This window comes from Psychrobacter pocilloporae (assembly GCF_029872915.1).
Lineage (GTDB): Bacteria > Pseudomonadota > Gammaproteobacteria > Pseudomonadales > Moraxellaceae > Psychrobacter > Psychrobacter pacificensis.
In genome coordinates this window covers 2,586,692-2,601,247 of sequence record NZ_PGFT01000001.1, presented here as the reverse complement: position 1 = coordinate 2,601,247, position 14,556 = coordinate 2,586,692, and the positions used below count along the sequence as shown (strand labels likewise).

13 protein-coding genes are annotated in these 14,556 nt (G+C 43.7%); 7 read left to right on the top strand and 6 right to left on the bottom strand.

Annotation, left to right across the window (positions count from 1 at the left end; genetic code table 11):
- Positions 1-54: 54 nt before the first annotated feature.
- The 5 genes from ftsH to CUR83_RS11070 all read left to right on the top strand — a co-directional run bounded on the left by ftsH (position 55) and on the right by CUR83_RS11070 (position 4,884).
- Positions 55-1,950: an ATP-dependent zinc metalloprotease FtsH gene (ftsH, locus tag CUR83_RS11090; RefSeq protein WP_093069415.1), complete on the top strand. Its 1,896-nt coding sequence runs from the start codon at positions 55-57 to the stop codon at positions 1,948-1,950.
- A 164-nt stretch (positions 1,951-2,114) separates the two neighbouring features.
- Positions 2,115-3,038, top strand: coding sequence for a dihydropteroate synthase (folP, locus tag CUR83_RS11085; protein WP_093071183.1), 924 nt, complete (start codon positions 2,115-2,117; stop codon positions 3,036-3,038).
- A 94-nt stretch (positions 3,039-3,132) separates the two neighbouring features.
- On the top strand, positions 3,133-3,414 hold the full coding sequence (locus tag CUR83_RS11080; RefSeq protein ID WP_058024586.1) for an FAD assembly factor SdhE: 282 nt from the start codon (positions 3,133-3,135) through the stop codon (positions 3,412-3,414).
- Between the two features lie 52 nt (positions 3,415-3,466).
- A complete protein-coding gene (locus CUR83_RS11075) occupies positions 3,467-3,916 on the top strand; it encodes a hypothetical protein (RefSeq protein ID WP_093071180.1) in 450 nt (149 codons plus the stop codon).
- Positions 3,917-4,170: 254 nt separating this feature from the next.
- On the top strand, positions 4,171-4,884 hold the full coding sequence (locus tag CUR83_RS11070) for a YidB family protein (RefSeq protein WP_093071177.1): 714 nt from the start codon (positions 4,171-4,173) through the stop codon (positions 4,882-4,884).
- 90 nt (positions 4,885-4,974) lie between these two features.
- Here CUR83_RS11070 and CUR83_RS11065 read toward each other — a convergent pair whose 3' ends face one another.
- From CUR83_RS11065 to trmB, 3 genes are all read right to left on the bottom strand, one after another.
- Positions 4,975-6,060: a regulatory protein RecX gene (locus CUR83_RS11065; RefSeq protein ID WP_093071174.1), complete on the bottom strand. Its 1,086-nt coding sequence runs from the start codon at positions 6,058-6,060 to the stop codon at positions 4,975-4,977.
- 46 nt (positions 6,061-6,106) lie between these two features.
- Positions 6,107-7,159, bottom strand: coding sequence for a recombinase RecA (gene recA / locus CUR83_RS11060; protein ID WP_071003057.1), 1,053 nt, complete (start codon positions 7,157-7,159; stop codon positions 6,107-6,109).
- A gap of 1,036 nt (positions 7,160-8,195) precedes the next feature.
- Entirely contained in the window at positions 8,196-9,035 is an 840-nt protein-coding gene (gene trmB, locus CUR83_RS11055) for a tRNA (guanosine(46)-N7)-methyltransferase TrmB (RefSeq protein ID WP_093071171.1), read from the bottom strand.
- Between the two features lie 193 nt (positions 9,036-9,228).
- Here trmB and CUR83_RS11050 point away from each other — a divergent pair, with 193 nt between their 5' ends.
- Positions 9,229-10,158: a DUF2628 domain-containing protein gene (locus CUR83_RS11050; RefSeq protein ID WP_093071169.1), complete on the top strand. Its 930-nt coding sequence runs from the start codon at positions 9,229-9,231 to the stop codon at positions 10,156-10,158.
- A 23-nt stretch (positions 10,159-10,181) separates the two neighbouring features.
- Here CUR83_RS11050 and CUR83_RS11045 read toward each other — a convergent pair whose 3' ends face one another.
- Together CUR83_RS11045 and CUR83_RS11040 are read right to left on the bottom strand one after the other, a co-directional pair.
- Positions 10,182-12,068, bottom strand: a complete 1,887-nt coding sequence (locus CUR83_RS11045) for a monovalent cation:proton antiporter-2 (CPA2) family protein (protein WP_284719653.1) — start codon at positions 12,066-12,068, stop codon at positions 10,182-10,184.
- A 90-nt stretch (positions 12,069-12,158) separates the two neighbouring features.
- Positions 12,159-12,863: a hypothetical protein gene (locus CUR83_RS11040; protein ID WP_058024595.1), complete on the bottom strand. Its 705-nt coding sequence runs from the start codon at positions 12,861-12,863 to the stop codon at positions 12,159-12,161.
- Between the two features lie 245 nt (positions 12,864-13,108).
- On the opposite strand from CUR83_RS11040, the gene CUR83_RS11035 reads away from it, so the two are divergent.
- Positions 13,109-13,408 carry a hypothetical protein gene (locus CUR83_RS11035; RefSeq protein ID WP_093071164.1) on the top strand — a complete coding sequence of 100 codons (300 nt, stop codon included), beginning with the start codon at positions 13,109-13,111 and terminating at the stop codon, positions 13,406-13,408.
- A gap of 34 nt (positions 13,409-13,442) precedes the next feature.
- Here the strand turns inward: CUR83_RS11035 and CUR83_RS11030 are convergent, their stop codons facing one another.
- Positions 13,443-14,549 (bottom strand): cation diffusion facilitator family transporter, encoded by a 1,107-nt coding sequence (locus CUR83_RS11030; protein WP_284719652.1) that lies wholly within the window; start codon positions 14,547-14,549, stop codon positions 13,443-13,445.
- Positions 14,550-14,556: the final 7 nt, after the last annotated feature.

Sequence of the window (14,556 nt, the reverse complement as noted above, 5' to 3'; positions counted from 1 at the left end):
ATAGACGTCACGTGTTTAGTAAACACACCAATAAGTAAGGGATGGGAATAACTAGTGAGCGACATGGTAAAAAATACCTTATTGTGGCTGGTGGTAATCGGCGTTTTAGTGCTGGTGTTTAGCGGCTTTGATCAATCATCTGAGCCAGATAACCTTAACTACTCTGAGTTTGTGACCGCTGTGTCAGAAAACCAAGTAGCCAGTGTCGAAATTGACGGCGAACAGATCACCGGCGAAAAGAAAAATGGCTCATCTTTTGAGACCATTAGACCGGCTGTGTCAGATGACCAGTTGATGCCAATGCTACGTGAGAACCAAGTCGAAGTCCAAGGGACCGCACCAAAGCGCCAAAGCGTATTGATGCAACTACTGATAGCCAGTTTCCCAATTTTACTGATTATTGGTCTGTTTTTATTCTTTATGCGTAATATGCAGGGCGGTGCAGGCGGTAAAGGCGGCGGCCCAATGAGCTTTGGTAAGTCAAAAGCCAAAATGCTGACGGAAGACCAAATCAAGGTGAACTTCGAAGATGTGGCTGGTTGTGAAGAAGCCAAAGAAGAAGTCGTTGAAGTGGTTGACTTTTTACGTGATCCGGATAAATTTACCAAACTTGGTGCCACGATTCCTCGTGGTATCTTGATGGTAGGTCCACCGGGTACGGGTAAGACATTGCTAGCAAGAGCCATTGCTGGTGAAGCTAAAGTGCCATTCTTCTCAATTTCAGGTTCTGATTTTGTTGAGATGTTTGTTGGTGTTGGTGCATCACGTGTACGCGACATGTTTGAGCAGGCGAAAAAGAGCGCCCCTTGTATTATCTTTATTGATGAGATTGATGCAGTCGGTCGTCATCGTGGCTCTGGCATGGGCGGCGGTAACGACGAGCGTGAGCAGACATTGAACCAATTATTGGTTGAGATGGATGGTTTTGAAGGCAATGAAGGTGTTATCGTTATTGCTGCAACCAACCGTGCTGACGTGCTTGATAAAGCATTGTTGCGTCCAGGTCGTTTTGACCGTCAGGTTCAAGTGGGCTTGCCAGATATCAAAGGCCGTGAGCAAATCTTAAAAGTACACTTAAGAAAGTTGCCGAACACCATCAGTGTCGATGCAGGTTCTCTTGCTCGTGGTACGCCAGGGTTCAGTGGTGCACAGCTTGCTAACCTTGTAAACGAAGCAGCCTTGTTTGCCGCGCGTCGTAACAAGACCAGTGTCGACATGAATGATTTTGAAGATGCAAAAGACAAGCTATACATGGGTCCTGAGCGCAAATCTATGGTGATACGCGAAGAAGAGCGCCGTGCGACCGCGTATCACGAAGCGGGTCATGCGCTAGTAGCTGAACTACTGCCAGGTACAGATCCGGTGCATAAGGTCACTATCATGCCTCGTGGTTTTGCGCTTGGTGTTACTTGGCAGCTGCCTGAGCACGATCAAACCAGCATGTATAAATCTAAGATGTTAAACGACATTGCGATTTTGTTCGGTGGTCGTATTGCTGAAGAAGTCTTTATTAATCAGATGTCAACAGGTGCTTCAAATGATTTTGAACGTGCAACCAAAATGGCACGAGCGATGGTCACTAAGTATGGTATGTCTGATGCACTAGGTATCATGGTGTATGAAGATGATGACAGCTCGCAAGGATACTTTGGCGGTGGTGGTCGTACGATTTCAGAAGCCACGCAGCAAAAGGTTGATGAAGAAGTGCGCCGTATGCTAGAAGAGCAGTACGATATCGCTCGCGAATTGATTGAAGCCAATCAAGATAAAATGCATGCAATGGTTGAAGCGCTCATGAATTGGGAAACCATCGACCGTGACCAGCTGCAAGATATTCTAGCAGGTGAAGAACCGCGTCCACCAAGAGTCTATCAACATAACGAAGTCAACTTGTCAAAAAATGACATTAAGACGACTACTTCTACACCGCCACCATTACCGGCGATGTAAGGCAGTTCTGATTGAAGTTTAATAAAAGGCCCTTTATCATAAAGGGCCTTTTTATTGTCATCATTCTTTTAAGGGCTTAGGACGTCATAAGATTTACTGGTATCATAAGCACAGATAACGAACTCTCGAGCTATTTTATACAACTTATTTATGATGGATCGCTCATGTCATTATTTCAGCCTTTACCCAACTATAAAATATCGAGCCGTAATAAAACCTTGAATTTGTCTGAGCCGCATATCATGGGTATCTTGAATGTAACGCCAGATTCATTCTCGGATGGTGGGCGGTTTAATGCGGTAGAGAATGCCGTTGCTCATTGTCAGCAGATGATGGATAACGGTGCTACTATTATTGATATTGGCGGTGAATCTACTCGCCCCAATGCAGATACTGTATCGACTACTGAAGAGCTACAACGGGTTGTGCCAGTGGTACAAGCTATACGCCAGCATTGTGGAGATGATATTTGGTTATCTATTGATACCAGCAACCCAGAGGTCATGCAGGCAGCGTTTGATGCTGGTGCTGATATTTGGAACGATGTCAGGGCGTTAAAACGTACTGACGCTGCAGAACTGGCCGCTAGCCTTGATATTCCTGTCATGCTGATGCATATGCGCGGTGAGCCAACGACGATGAACAATCTGGCACAGTATGATAATGTGATTGATGAAGTGAGCACAGAACTGACCACACGTATCAAAGAGGTAACGCGCCTTGGGGTTAAGCAGGAAAATATTATTATTGATCCAGGTTTTGGTTTTGCCAAAAACTATGAGCATCATTGTGCTTTATTAAGTCAGTTAGACAGCTTACAGGCATTGGGTTTGCCAATGATGTTTGGTATTTCACGTAAGCGCTTTTTAGGAGAGGTATTGACCAATAGTGGTGTCAAAACAGTACAGACCACTCAAGCCATAGAACGAGACGCAGTAGGGACTGCTGCTGGGATATTTGCGCTACAACAAGGTGCCAGCATCATTCGCACGCATAATGTAAGCATGATGCAGCAAGCAGTGGCACTATGGAGTCAATTATCAGCGTACCATCATGAGCATTGTATTATTAATACAAATACTCGATAAAGCCACACCGTGATAAATACAATATCTACAATCTAATTTTCCACTATGATTGAATACCACATCAAAAACTATTGAAATGAAAGAGAGTATCTTTATGACCAGTATCACTCAGCCAGAACCGACCAATGAGCAGCGCCGTATTATTTATCAAGCTCGTCGCGGCTTGAAAGAGTTAGATTTTTATATCGATCCTTATGTCAAAGAGCTGTATCTGACAGCAGATTCTGCTGAGCAAGAGACCTTTGCCCAAATGCTCACCCATGAGGACCCGGATCTATTGGATTATTTTACCAATCAAAATCGTCCAGCAGAGGATGATATATGGGCACTCGTTAATAAAATAAAAACATGGCGACACACCAAAGACTTGGTTTAGAGGCTCTGTATTTGATAGGCACAATACTGATGATTTCTCATGGCGCGCCCATATGACCCTAGCAACGGCGCTGCGCATTGATACAGCTATTCATTCTACCAGTCGGCTACGCCGGCTGCTCTATGTGGGTTTAAGTGCGATCATGATTGTCTTAGCGTGGCTTGCGGCTTTGGCATGGTGGCAATATTTGCTGATTTTGACTGTCTCGCTAGCCATTGTTGGCTATTTATTTCTGACACGTTTGACACTACGACATCTGAGTCAGCCGCCACTTGATCAACGTATGGATAAACAGTGGCAGTTGTTGATTCAGACAAGTCGAGGCGATGAGCTGTGGCAAGCACAGCTACTCTCTACACATTACTATCAATGGGCGATAAATCTTGAGTTCAACATAGTAGAGCCTTATCAGCGCCCTCTATCTATCACCATATTTTGTGATCAAGTAAGCCCAGAGGAATGGCGAACGCTTAGTGTTTTAGCCAATATTAATAAGGATTAAACAGGGTAAAATATACTGATTGATCTTCACGTTTCTATTTAGTCTTACTCATCTGTTATAGGCTTACGAATGCCTACATGTCATAACAAAATACCTATCTTGGTCTCCAAAGAGTTTTGTTATATTGAAACTCATAAATAAAGTATATGAACCAACTGCATTGTACTTCCAGTTTATGCCATGAAAAACCAGTATGGACAACGGTAGGCAGTCGGCTTGTATCATAAATAATATGACGATAAGAGGAAGAGATCATGAGTTTATTAGGGAATTTAGTGAGCCAAGTGGCCCGTAGTGCAATGAATCCAGAGGATGCTCAACGCCATCCAGTGAATCAACGTATCAATCCACGTCGTACAGGTGGCTTGGGCGATATACTAGGCAGCGTATTGGGCAGCGGTAGTCAAGCAGGTGGCTACAATCCGCAGCAATACGATCGTAAGCCAGATAATGGTTTTGGTTTAGATGATATCATTGGTGGTCTGGCTGGTGGTAATCAGCGTGGTAGCGTCAGCTCAGGCGCTGGTGGACTGGGCGATATTTTAGGCAGTGTACTAGGGGGTCAGCGTAACAGCAGTGGCTTTGGTGGTAAGGGGATGCTTATCGCTGTCCTTATGCCAATGGTGCTGAGCTGGATCAAGCGTAATGGCGGTATCGGCGGTGCACTATCGAAAATTACTGGTATGGGTCATGCTGAACAAGTACGTTCTTGGATGAGCACGAATGAGGCCAACGAGAACTTGGACCCAAATGAGATAAATCAGCTGTTTGATGAGCGTGAGATTCAGCAAGTAGCAGCGCGTACGGGTGCAAACGAAACAGAAGTACGTCAAGGTTTGGCTGAATTACTACCTGAGGTAATGAACCAGCTAACGCCCAATGGTAATTTAGATAATGAAGTAGAAGCCAACGAAGAGATTGATCAAATTATCAGCCAGCTATCTAATCGTCTCGGTACTTTAAAGTGACAGACTGAGTTAAAAAAGCTTAGGGTCATAAATTTAGAGTGCGTCTAACGACGTGCTCTTTTTTATGTCTATTATAGTAGTATTAAAGTTTTAAAATCGCTCATCTAAGGTTTCCACTGTGTAGTTGAGTGCTGCAAAGCAGATATCTGTATTGAACCCTCGGTACTGCAAAAATCGCAGTTGTTTGGCTTTGTCTTTTTGCTCAGTAGGTAAGTCATCACCGTATTTTTTGGTACGGGCTACCACAGCCAGTTTTAGCCAATCTACCCCATCTACCAGACTGTCTGAGCTATCATCTACAAACTCACTAAACTCTTCAGACTCACTATTTGCCATATCAATCAATTCATCGATGTTACCTGGCATCGCGATTTTTTTGCGATAGAACTCTTGCTTGATACGCCCGCGTCCCCGACCTTTACGGATATTCTCACGTATCAGCATAAGAGTGGTGCGGTAGTCACTTTGATAGCCTTTTTCCTCAAACTCATCAAGTAGGGCATCTATTTTTTCTGGGTCTTGTTCTTTGTCGATTAGCTTTTGCTTGAGCTCAGCTTTGCCGTATTCGCGTCGTGACAAGTAATAGAAGGCAAGCCAACGTAGCCGGCTCTCAGCTTTGATAGCATCAATCTCTGCTTGTTTTTGCTCTGGGGTACGCAGGTAAGCTTTAAGCGCGGCTGGTATATTATCGTTTTGGTTTTCTACTGCACTATCATCAAATGATGGACGTTCACTTCCGCATTCTGATTGCTCAAACGAGGGAGCATAGTTGTCGTTTTCAGCTATGTCATTCTCTGCATCACCACTATGTACGCTGTTCTTGACCTCGGCCAGCATCTCTTTGATGGTTTGTGCTTCAGGTGGCTGATAAGCAGGTGTATCGCTTGACTCAGCGGTGAAGTTAGCAGCTGGATGAAAGCGTTTTTTACGTTTTTTGGATTTAGAGTTTTTTTTTATCTTAGCAGAAGATTCTTCAAAATATGATGTGTCAACAGTAGGCTCACTAGTGCTTGAATGATCTTGATCTGGGACTTTAGAAAGCTTGCTAGATTTACCTGATTTGTTAGATGTGTTTTGATAGGAGTGTTTAGTAGGTTTTTTTCGTTTGCTATCAACAGAACTAGCTGAGCCGGTTTCCGACTCAGCTAAGATTTCAGCCAATGTTTTAATTTTCATAATAAGTCATGATTATTTATAGCAGCTACTGATAATAGACAGACCATTATTGTACAGAGTCAGGTGCCAGTTCTACATCGTCAGTTTCAGGCGCTTTGCTATCTTTTTTCTTACCAAGCTTTTCATCACGAATTTTATCTTCGATCTCTTTGGCGATAGCAGGGTTTTCTTTTAAGAAAAGCACAGAGTTGGCTTTACCTTGACCGATTTTTTCATCGCCATAGCTGTACCAAGAACCTGCCTTACCAACCGCGCCAATCTCGACACCCAAGTCAATCACTTCGGCCAAGTGGTTGGTACCTTCGCCATAAGTAATCTCAAACTCAGCTTGGCGGAACGGCGGTGCCATTTTGTTCTTGATGACTTTAACACGAGTTTGGTTACCGATGATGTCATCGCCATTTTTGACCGCACCAATGCGGCGAATGTCCATACGTACAGAGGCGTAGAATTTAAGGGCATTACCACCAGTTGTAGTCTCTGGGCTACCAAACATAACACCAATTTTCATACGGATTTGGTTAATAAACACAACCATACAATTAGAGCGTTTAGCATTACCAGTAATCTTACGTAGCGCTTGGCTCATCAGACGCGCTTGTAGGCCCATATGTGAGTCGCCCATCTCGCCTTCAATTTCTGCACGCGGAGTCAAGGCAGCAACCGAGTCAACAACGATCATATCGATTGCGCCTGAACGCACGAGCATGTCAGTAATTTCAAGCGCTTGCTCACCGTTATCAGGCTGTGACAGTAATAAGTCGTCGGTATTGACGCCTAGCTTGCGTGCATACACAGGGTCAAGCGCATGCTCAGCATCGATAAATGCACAGGTGCCGCCTTGTTTTTGACACTCCGCGATTGCTTGCAAGGTCATTGTGGTTTTACCTGAGCTCTCAGGGCCGTAGATCTCGATGATACGACCCTTCGGCAATCCACCAATACCAAGTGCGATATCTAGACCAAGAGAACCTGTTGAGACCACATCGGCATCAAGAATGGCTGAATCATCACCCAGATGCATGATGGTATTTTTACCAAATTGCTTTTCAATTTGACCTAATGCCGCTTTGAGGGCTTTGGCTTTATTGTCGTCCATACTGGATTCCTTTTTTGATAATTGATTTGGCGCTATAGATAAAAGATTTATACGTCTAAGAGTGATAACTGGTGCATACTGAGCAGCGCTAATAAGATAAATCATATAGCTATTCGCGCTCTGACAACTGGCTTAAATACACAGGTTGTCATATGACTGCTATCAGTAGTAATATCGAGATATCGCTCTACTATACAGTAAAATTAAATAACGAGAGAAGTAAAAATAAGTTCATAATCAATCACAGTTACAATAGCTTTTGAGTCGGATATTAACGGCTAATAGCTATCTGAATCTCTGTAGTGCTATTGATTCGATAGAGTAATTATAACAAAATCCAAGCGCGATATTGAGTCTTGGACGACGCTAAACGACACTGAATGTCGTACGATATAAGAGTGAGGATTCACGAAGATAGCCATCTCTTCAAATGTGTTTTTGAAACTGATAACAGCTATGTTTGTCAATAGACTTATGAGTTGTCCACAGCAAATAATGTACTCATTTTTACTGGTTGTGAAACATTATAAACGGCTAAATTATTTTTAAAAATATTTAAAATAATTTTTTATGGCTTTATATTTAATATAAGTTATTGTTTTTAAATGATTTTTAAATTGTACAAAAAATGAACGATTTTATCTTAACCTTTAAGTTACCTAGGCATATGGTTGTCAAGTGGCCACTTATACACAGGGTTATCCACAGCTTATGGGGAGAACTCTTGAAGCCCTTATGGTATCTATGCTTGCGTGTATAGGTTATATATTGCAAGCTTCCAATATTGTGCGTTGAAGATGATTTTTCGTTGACAAACTGTGCTCTGGCCGCTATGTTTCACATAATTACAATTTGTGATTCTTCCACGTATTACCATACTATAGGGCTTTGAAGTCAAGAGTATGACGAGATAAAAGCAACCAACGACCCGCCAAGCATATTTATTGCTGTGATAGCAAGCTTATAAACGGGCATAAAAAAGCGGCTAAATAGAATAGCCGCTTTGTCAAAATTATCGATAGCAAGATTGTGTTTGCTAGTCTTTGATATAGATCAAATCCCAGACCCCGTGACCACGCTCAAGGCCGCGGCGCTCAAATTTGGTCATTGGACGAAAGTCAGGACGGTCGGTGAAGTTGCCTGCGCCTGCTTTGTTGGTCAATCCAGCAAACCCATCCAATACCTCAACCATCCAAAATGCATAGTGCTCCCAATCCGTGGCTGTATGAAACCAGCCGCCTTGTTTTAGACTGCGCGTAACGATAGCCATACGCTCAGGACTGACGAAACGGCGTTTGTAATGACGCTTCTTTTGCCATGGATCAGGGAAGTAAAGCTGGATACGGTCAATATGATTTTCTGGTAATTGCTTCAGCAATTGAATAGCATCGCCATTGATGATTTTGACATTGCTCAAGTTCTGCGTTCCTGCCATATAAGCGCATTTACCAATACCTGGCTCATGCACTTCGACACCGACAAAATTGCGCGCGGGCTCTGCGGCTGCCATCTCGATAAATGAATCACCCAAACCAAAACCAATCTCCAAGGTCAGCGGTGCGTCAGAACCATTTGGACTATCAGCGAACAATGCTCGCAAATCATCAATACCTGAAAGATCGCCATTGCCGAAACTGTTATTGACCAGATACTCAGAAAACTCTGGCGCGGTAAGTGCTAGCTCGGCGTTTTTGTTCATGTGCGTACGCCGCTTCATAAAAGTATTAACGATGCGGATATGTTTGTCAGAGCCAGGTTCTATCTCATGTCTAGCGTTTGTATCCGTATCGATAGGCGCACTAGTATTATTAGAGGTTTGCTCATCAGTAGTGTCAAGGCTGTTGATGGTGTCATTGATATCAGAATGTTGACTCATAGGATTTGTAAGGCTTAATTAAGTGGGTGATGTTGACTCATTATAAGTCAAATCCATACAACTGTGAACGTACAATCTTATTTTAGCGCGTTTGCTGCTCAGTTCTGTCGTTTCTCTATCCTAGATATGGGTTTTAGCGTTATCATAGTGTCATCGTTAAGGATGTTTTTTAGAGTCAGTAGAGCGTATTGCCATGCTATTTATTGAGACAGATTCACCGCCACCGTTTTATCAAGAGTCATTAACACCTGCTAAACGCAAGCAACTGGATCAATGGTTTATCGGTGATCGTACCCAGCGCTATTATCTCAAGCGCTTTGAGCAGTTTGATCAGCAAGGCTATCTGTCGCCAAAATGGCATTGGGCTGCATTTTTTATGACGTTTCCTTGGCTGTTATACCGTAAACGCTATATGGATGCCATTGTGTATAGCGTGGCAGGATGGTCATTTATTCAGCTTAATGTCGCCATTGTGCTTGTTGCCTTTGAGTTTGTGGCGATGTCTTATGTGCCAGACGTTTATCAAATGGCGACGCGGATCGGTATTGCTGCGATTATTTGGTTGTTTTGGTCTGCTATGGTGGCACGCTGGACAGATGCATATTATTACCGGATGGCGCGACGTGAGATCGCGGATGCGATTAACGATTATCCACGTGATGAGGCGGCACAACAAGCGCATTTGAAAAAAGAAGGCGGCGTCAGTTTATTTGGCTTAGCATTGGGGTTTGGTTTTTTCGCCTTTGCATTATTGGTCATTAAGGTGCAGTTTTTACCTATTATCGCCAAACCAAAAGAAAATGAGGTGCTATTTGATGCTTATGACATTGCCAAAAATGCCCAAAACCGAGTGGCGTTGATTTATCAGCAGACTGGGCGGTGTCCTGTAGATTTGCCACTCAGTACCGAGCAGCAACAGGTACGTATGCATGTCGATAGTCAAGCGGCTGGTGTGCTAGAGACGGATTGCGCGGTAATTGCTACGATCCAGAACGTGACATTTCCAATCCGCTATCTGAACGAGCAGACATTGGTTTTTTATCATATACCAGACAGTGATAACTGGGATTGCACAAGCTCACTAAATAAAAAACAAGCCCCTAAAAACTGTCTATCTGACTAGGGGCTATACCTATCTAGTTTTTGCTAGTGTTTAGAGTCTGTTGCGGTATCGTGTGGTTCGTCAACTGGCGTCGCTTGGCTCTTTAAGGCGTCGTAGAAATCGGTCAAATCCATCTTGCGCGCTTTGCCGATATCTTCATCAAATAGGCTTTCAAGCTCTGCCATCGCTGATTGTGCAGACTCAATCATGCTGGCTTCATCATCGTAAATGGCTTGCTGACGCTCAATTAAGTCATCATCATAATCACGGAATGTTTTTACTGTCTCTCGAGCTTTTTCCGGAGAGATACCGAGTAGCTGTAGCGATTCACGTGACATGTCTAAAGATGACAAGTAAGTCTCACGCCAAATGTGACGCACACCAACTTCGCGTAAGCGGTAGTAATGCTGACGATCCCGCGCCCTGGCTAATACAATCAGCTCAGGATAGTTTTTGCGTAAATACTGAGCGGTAGTGATGGAGCGCTCTAAATCATCGATTGCCAAAATAAAGACACGCGCCTTTTGAATACCAGCAGCTCGTAGAATCTCAGGGTTTTTTGGATCGCCGTAATAGACTTGGTTACCAAATTTACGCACGAAATCTACTCGGTTGGCAGAACGTTCAATGGCTGTAAATTCAATATTATGCATACGAAGCACACGACCAATGATCTGACCGACTCGGCCAAAGCCTGCGATAATTACCTGATGCTCATGATCGGGAATGGTGTCGTATTCTCGACTTGGTTTGCGTTTGGCAAATAATGGTTCGCCTATTTTTTCTAACAACAAAAAGGCTAATGGTGTCAGTGCCATTGAGATCGTAACAACAAGGTTTAGCGTATTGGCAAGATCAGGACGTAAGACACTTTGGGCGGTGGCGACACTGAACAGAACAAAGGCAAACTCACCGCCTTGCGCCAAGGTCACACCCAATCTGATACTGGTTGGCCAGCGGTTGCCAGATACTTTGGCAATGGCTGCAATCACTGCAAATTTGATAAACATTAAAGCGAGGGCACAGCCAATGATAAATATCGGCTTGGCCAAAATGAGTTTGACGTCAGTGAGCATACCGACCGACATGAAAAATAGACCCAATAGCAATCCTTTAAACGGCTCGATACTGGCTTCTAACTCGTGTCGATACTCAGAGTCAGCTAACAACACGCCTGTCAAAAATGCACCTAGTGCCATTGATAGACCAATTTGACCCATCAAAATAGACACGCCCATGACAATAAACAACGCGACCGCTGTTAGTAGTTCTGAAGCGCCGCTTGAGGCCACAAACTTAAAGAATGGTCGAACCACATAACGACTGGCAAAGATGAGACCAGCAAACACGGCAAATACTTTCCCAAAATACAGTAAATCGTAGCTTTGCTCACGAACCCCCGATAGGAACGGAATGACTGCTAATAAAGGAATAACCGCGATATCTTGGAATAGTAAGATAGTAAAAGCTTCGCGGCCATGTGTGCTCGAAAGTTGCTGTTTTTCGGTCAATATCTGTAGCACAAAAGCGGTCGAGGAGAGTGCTAAACCAAAGCCAACGATAAAAGCAGTATCTAGCTGTAAGGCGAAAACATGGTGCAATAGCCCCATCAATAGTGTACCAGTCAGCCCAACCTGTAGACCGCCAAGAACGAATATAGAGCGACGCAGCGCCCAAAGCCGCGATGGCTGCAGCTCAAGCCCGATGATAAATAGCAGCATGACCACGCCAAACTCTGAAAAGTGCAGTAGACTTTCAGCATCACCCGCCACATCCAAACCGCTTGGACCCAATATAAGCCCTGTGATGAGGTAGCCTAGGACCGTTGCAATACCGAAGCGTTTACCAAGGGGAACAAAGAGCAGCGCTGCTCCCAAAAAGATAGTGGCCTGTAACATTAAATTTGGTGAGCCGGCGGCGGCAGCGAACATCTGGAATCCTCAGAAATTAGGACAAAATAAGCAATTTAAAACGGGTATAACTAAAATTAGACTCGCGAAAAAATATAGCATAAACATACATTATTTTTTGCGATAAATCTTCCAAACACCATTATCTGCAAGCGGATTGTTATAAGCGTCGTTGCGGCGCTTGCGCGGTGTTTGCCTGCTGTCGACAATCTTAAAATCAGGCAAAGCATGGACAATAAGACCAGTACGATAAAAACGTACCCGTTCAGGCTCTAGCATCTCACCCTTGCTATCGCGGCAAAACACATAAGCGCGCAGATCAATAAACTCACGATGAGCGACCAAACGAGCGTCGTCATCATTATCCAGTACCGCTGTCATGCGAGCGACTTCATCATCAGTATAGTCACCACATTTATCAGTCAGTGCCCCAACTGAGCCAAAGCTTTTAGATTCCTTGGCTCGCGTTTTGGTCAAATGTAGGCGCTGAACATGGTAGATAAACTGCGGTATCTCAAGACTGGCAGGCAGTGGCAGATAATCAGGTGGCATATTGGCCGCTGGATAAAAATCCTTGGCGCGCTCAAGTAGATTTTGCCAACGTTGCTGATAAGCCTGTACCTCTGCTAAGTTGCCTTCATAGATAGGCATATCGCGAATCTGGCGCAAAATATCAGGCGGAAATTGCTCATGACGAAAGTTTGCAATATCTTCTTGCAGCGTTGATAGCAAAACTTTGGCGTGTTTTTTGCCGTCTTTTGACGTAGGATCATCGATATAGTCTGGGGCGACAAAGGGTGCTGAACGTCTAGACATAATGTTATATCATCAATAGATCGTGAAAAGGGGTATTCAGTCTTAAGTATACAGAATTTATATCAAAAATATGGTCGAGAGATAGGGTTTTTCATCAGTTTTAACATGCTATTACAATCGTAGAAACAAGTTTTAGGCAAACTTAAGTGAAACCTTATTATTTTATTGGCTCATAGGTTTTCATTTTTAATACTATGTAAGACAACAATGATTTATAGCCAATCAGATTATTGAGAATGACCGTTATGAGTAACTACTCATCAGAACTGACAGCTTGTCCTAAGTGGCGAGCCTCATTGAAGATGATTGACAAAAGAGCCTTTATCGTCATTTGTACCGGTGTCATACTCGCACTTGGGTTTTGGTTGCTGATGATGTCAAACATGGGCTCAGTCTATTTGCCAAATATCTGCAATGGCTGCCTCGATATATGGGTCAGAATGATGTTACTCATGGTTGGTATCAGCCTTTGGGTGTTGGTGGCTGCTTGGATTATTTGGCACATATTGCTTTATTTATATCATTTGATAAAACATAACCAATAATTGGTCAGGTTTCTAACAATACTGGTATTTGCTCTTAATGATTATGACCAATATGACTGTTGCCAGCAGGTGCTTGTCCCGAAATATCGCAAACAAGAGCCTCACTATGTGAGCTGTTTTTTGGATGTGACAAACTTTCAACTTGAATAGTCGCATGATGAATACCGAGCGCTGATAGGCTTTGTTCAAGATTGGCAATGAGGCTACTCGACTCATGAATACTCATGTCTCCATCGACTACAACATGGCAGGATAGGGCGTGTAGGCCACTGGTAATACTCCAAACGTGTAGGTCATGGACTTTTTGTACTTGAGGGTGTGCGAGTAATTTTTGCTCAACGTTGACTAGCGATATGTTGGCAGGGGTGCCTTCCATTAATATATGCACAGAATCACGTACGACACGGTATCCACTGACTAATATAAGAATGGCGACAATCACGGATGCCACAGCATCTGCCCATACCCAACCAAACCCCAACATCAATAGCGCAGCGATAATAGCAGCAACAGAGCCCATCAAATCGCTAAGCACATGCAAGTACGCGCTTTGCATATTTAAGTTGGCAGGTTTTTTACGCTCTTTTTTAGTATCGCTATGATGACTGTGCTCGTGTCCGTCATCCTCTACCGCATGACTGCCGCGGTGCATAAGCCATGCAACTAAGATATTGACCAGCATACCGACCGTCGCCACAATCAGCATACCTTGGGTTGCGATTTCTGGTGGAGAGTTAAAGCGTTTGATCGCTTCATAAAAAATCATCAAGGCGATAAAAACGAGCGTAGCGCCATTCAGGGTCGCGACCAGTATCTCAAAACGCTTATAGCCAAATGTCTTTTGGTGCGTGGCTGATTTTTCACCAATTTTGAATGCCATCAAGGTCGCGCCCAAAGCAACCGCATCGCTCAGCATGTGACCTGCGTCGGACAATAGCGCCAAGCTACCAGTAAGCCAGCCGCCAATAGCCTCTATAAACATATAACCGGTGATGATAATAAAGCTAAACAGCAAGGTGCGCTGATAACCTTTGGTATCTTGCGATGATGACGATTCTAACTGGTCGTCATGGTCATGACTGTACTCATGGCTATGGTGATTATGATCGTGCTCGTCAGTGCTAAGATTATTTTGATTCATAACAACA

What these genes read in the sequence shown, in the direction of transcription:
- folP (WP_093071183.1), top strand. Translation starts at nt 2,115, where the DNA reads ATGTCATTATTTCAGCCTTTACCCAACTATAAAATATCGAGCCGTAAT.
- CUR83_RS11080 (WP_058024586.1), top strand. Translation starts at nt 3,133, where the DNA reads ATGACCAGTATCACTCAGCCAGAACCGACCAATGAGCAGCGCCGTATT.
- CUR83_RS11075 (WP_093071180.1), top strand. Translation starts at nt 3,467, where the DNA reads ATGACCCTAGCAACGGCGCTGCGCATTGATACAGCTATTCATTCTACC.
- CUR83_RS11070 (WP_093071177.1), top strand. Translation starts at nt 4,171, where the DNA reads ATGAGTTTATTAGGGAATTTAGTGAGCCAAGTGGCCCGTAGTGCAATG.
- CUR83_RS11065 (WP_093071174.1), bottom strand. Translation starts at nt 6,060, where the DNA reads ATGAAAATTAAAACATTGGCTGAAATCTTAGCTGAGTCGGAAACCGGC.
- recA (WP_071003057.1), bottom strand. Translation starts at nt 7,159, where the DNA reads ATGGACGACAATAAAGCCAAAGCCCTCAAAGCGGCATTAGGTCAAATT.
- trmB (WP_093071171.1), bottom strand. Translation starts at nt 9,035, where the DNA reads ATGAGTCAACATTCTGATATCAATGACACCATCAACAGCCTTGACACT.
- CUR83_RS11050 (WP_093071169.1), top strand. Translation starts at nt 9,229, where the DNA reads ATGCTATTTATTGAGACAGATTCACCGCCACCGTTTTATCAAGAGTCA.
- CUR83_RS11045 (WP_284719653.1), bottom strand. Translation starts at nt 12,068, where the DNA reads ATGTTCGCTGCCGCCGCCGGCTCACCAAATTTAATGTTACAGGCCACT.
- CUR83_RS11040 (WP_058024595.1), bottom strand. Translation starts at nt 12,863, where the DNA reads ATGTCTAGACGTTCAGCACCCTTTGTCGCCCCAGACTATATCGATGAT.
- CUR83_RS11035 (WP_093071164.1), top strand. Translation starts at nt 13,109, where the DNA reads ATGAGTAACTACTCATCAGAACTGACAGCTTGTCCTAAGTGGCGAGCC.
- CUR83_RS11030 (WP_284719652.1), bottom strand. Translation starts at nt 14,549, where the DNA reads ATGAATCAAAATAATCTTAGCACTGACGAGCACGATCATAATCACCAT.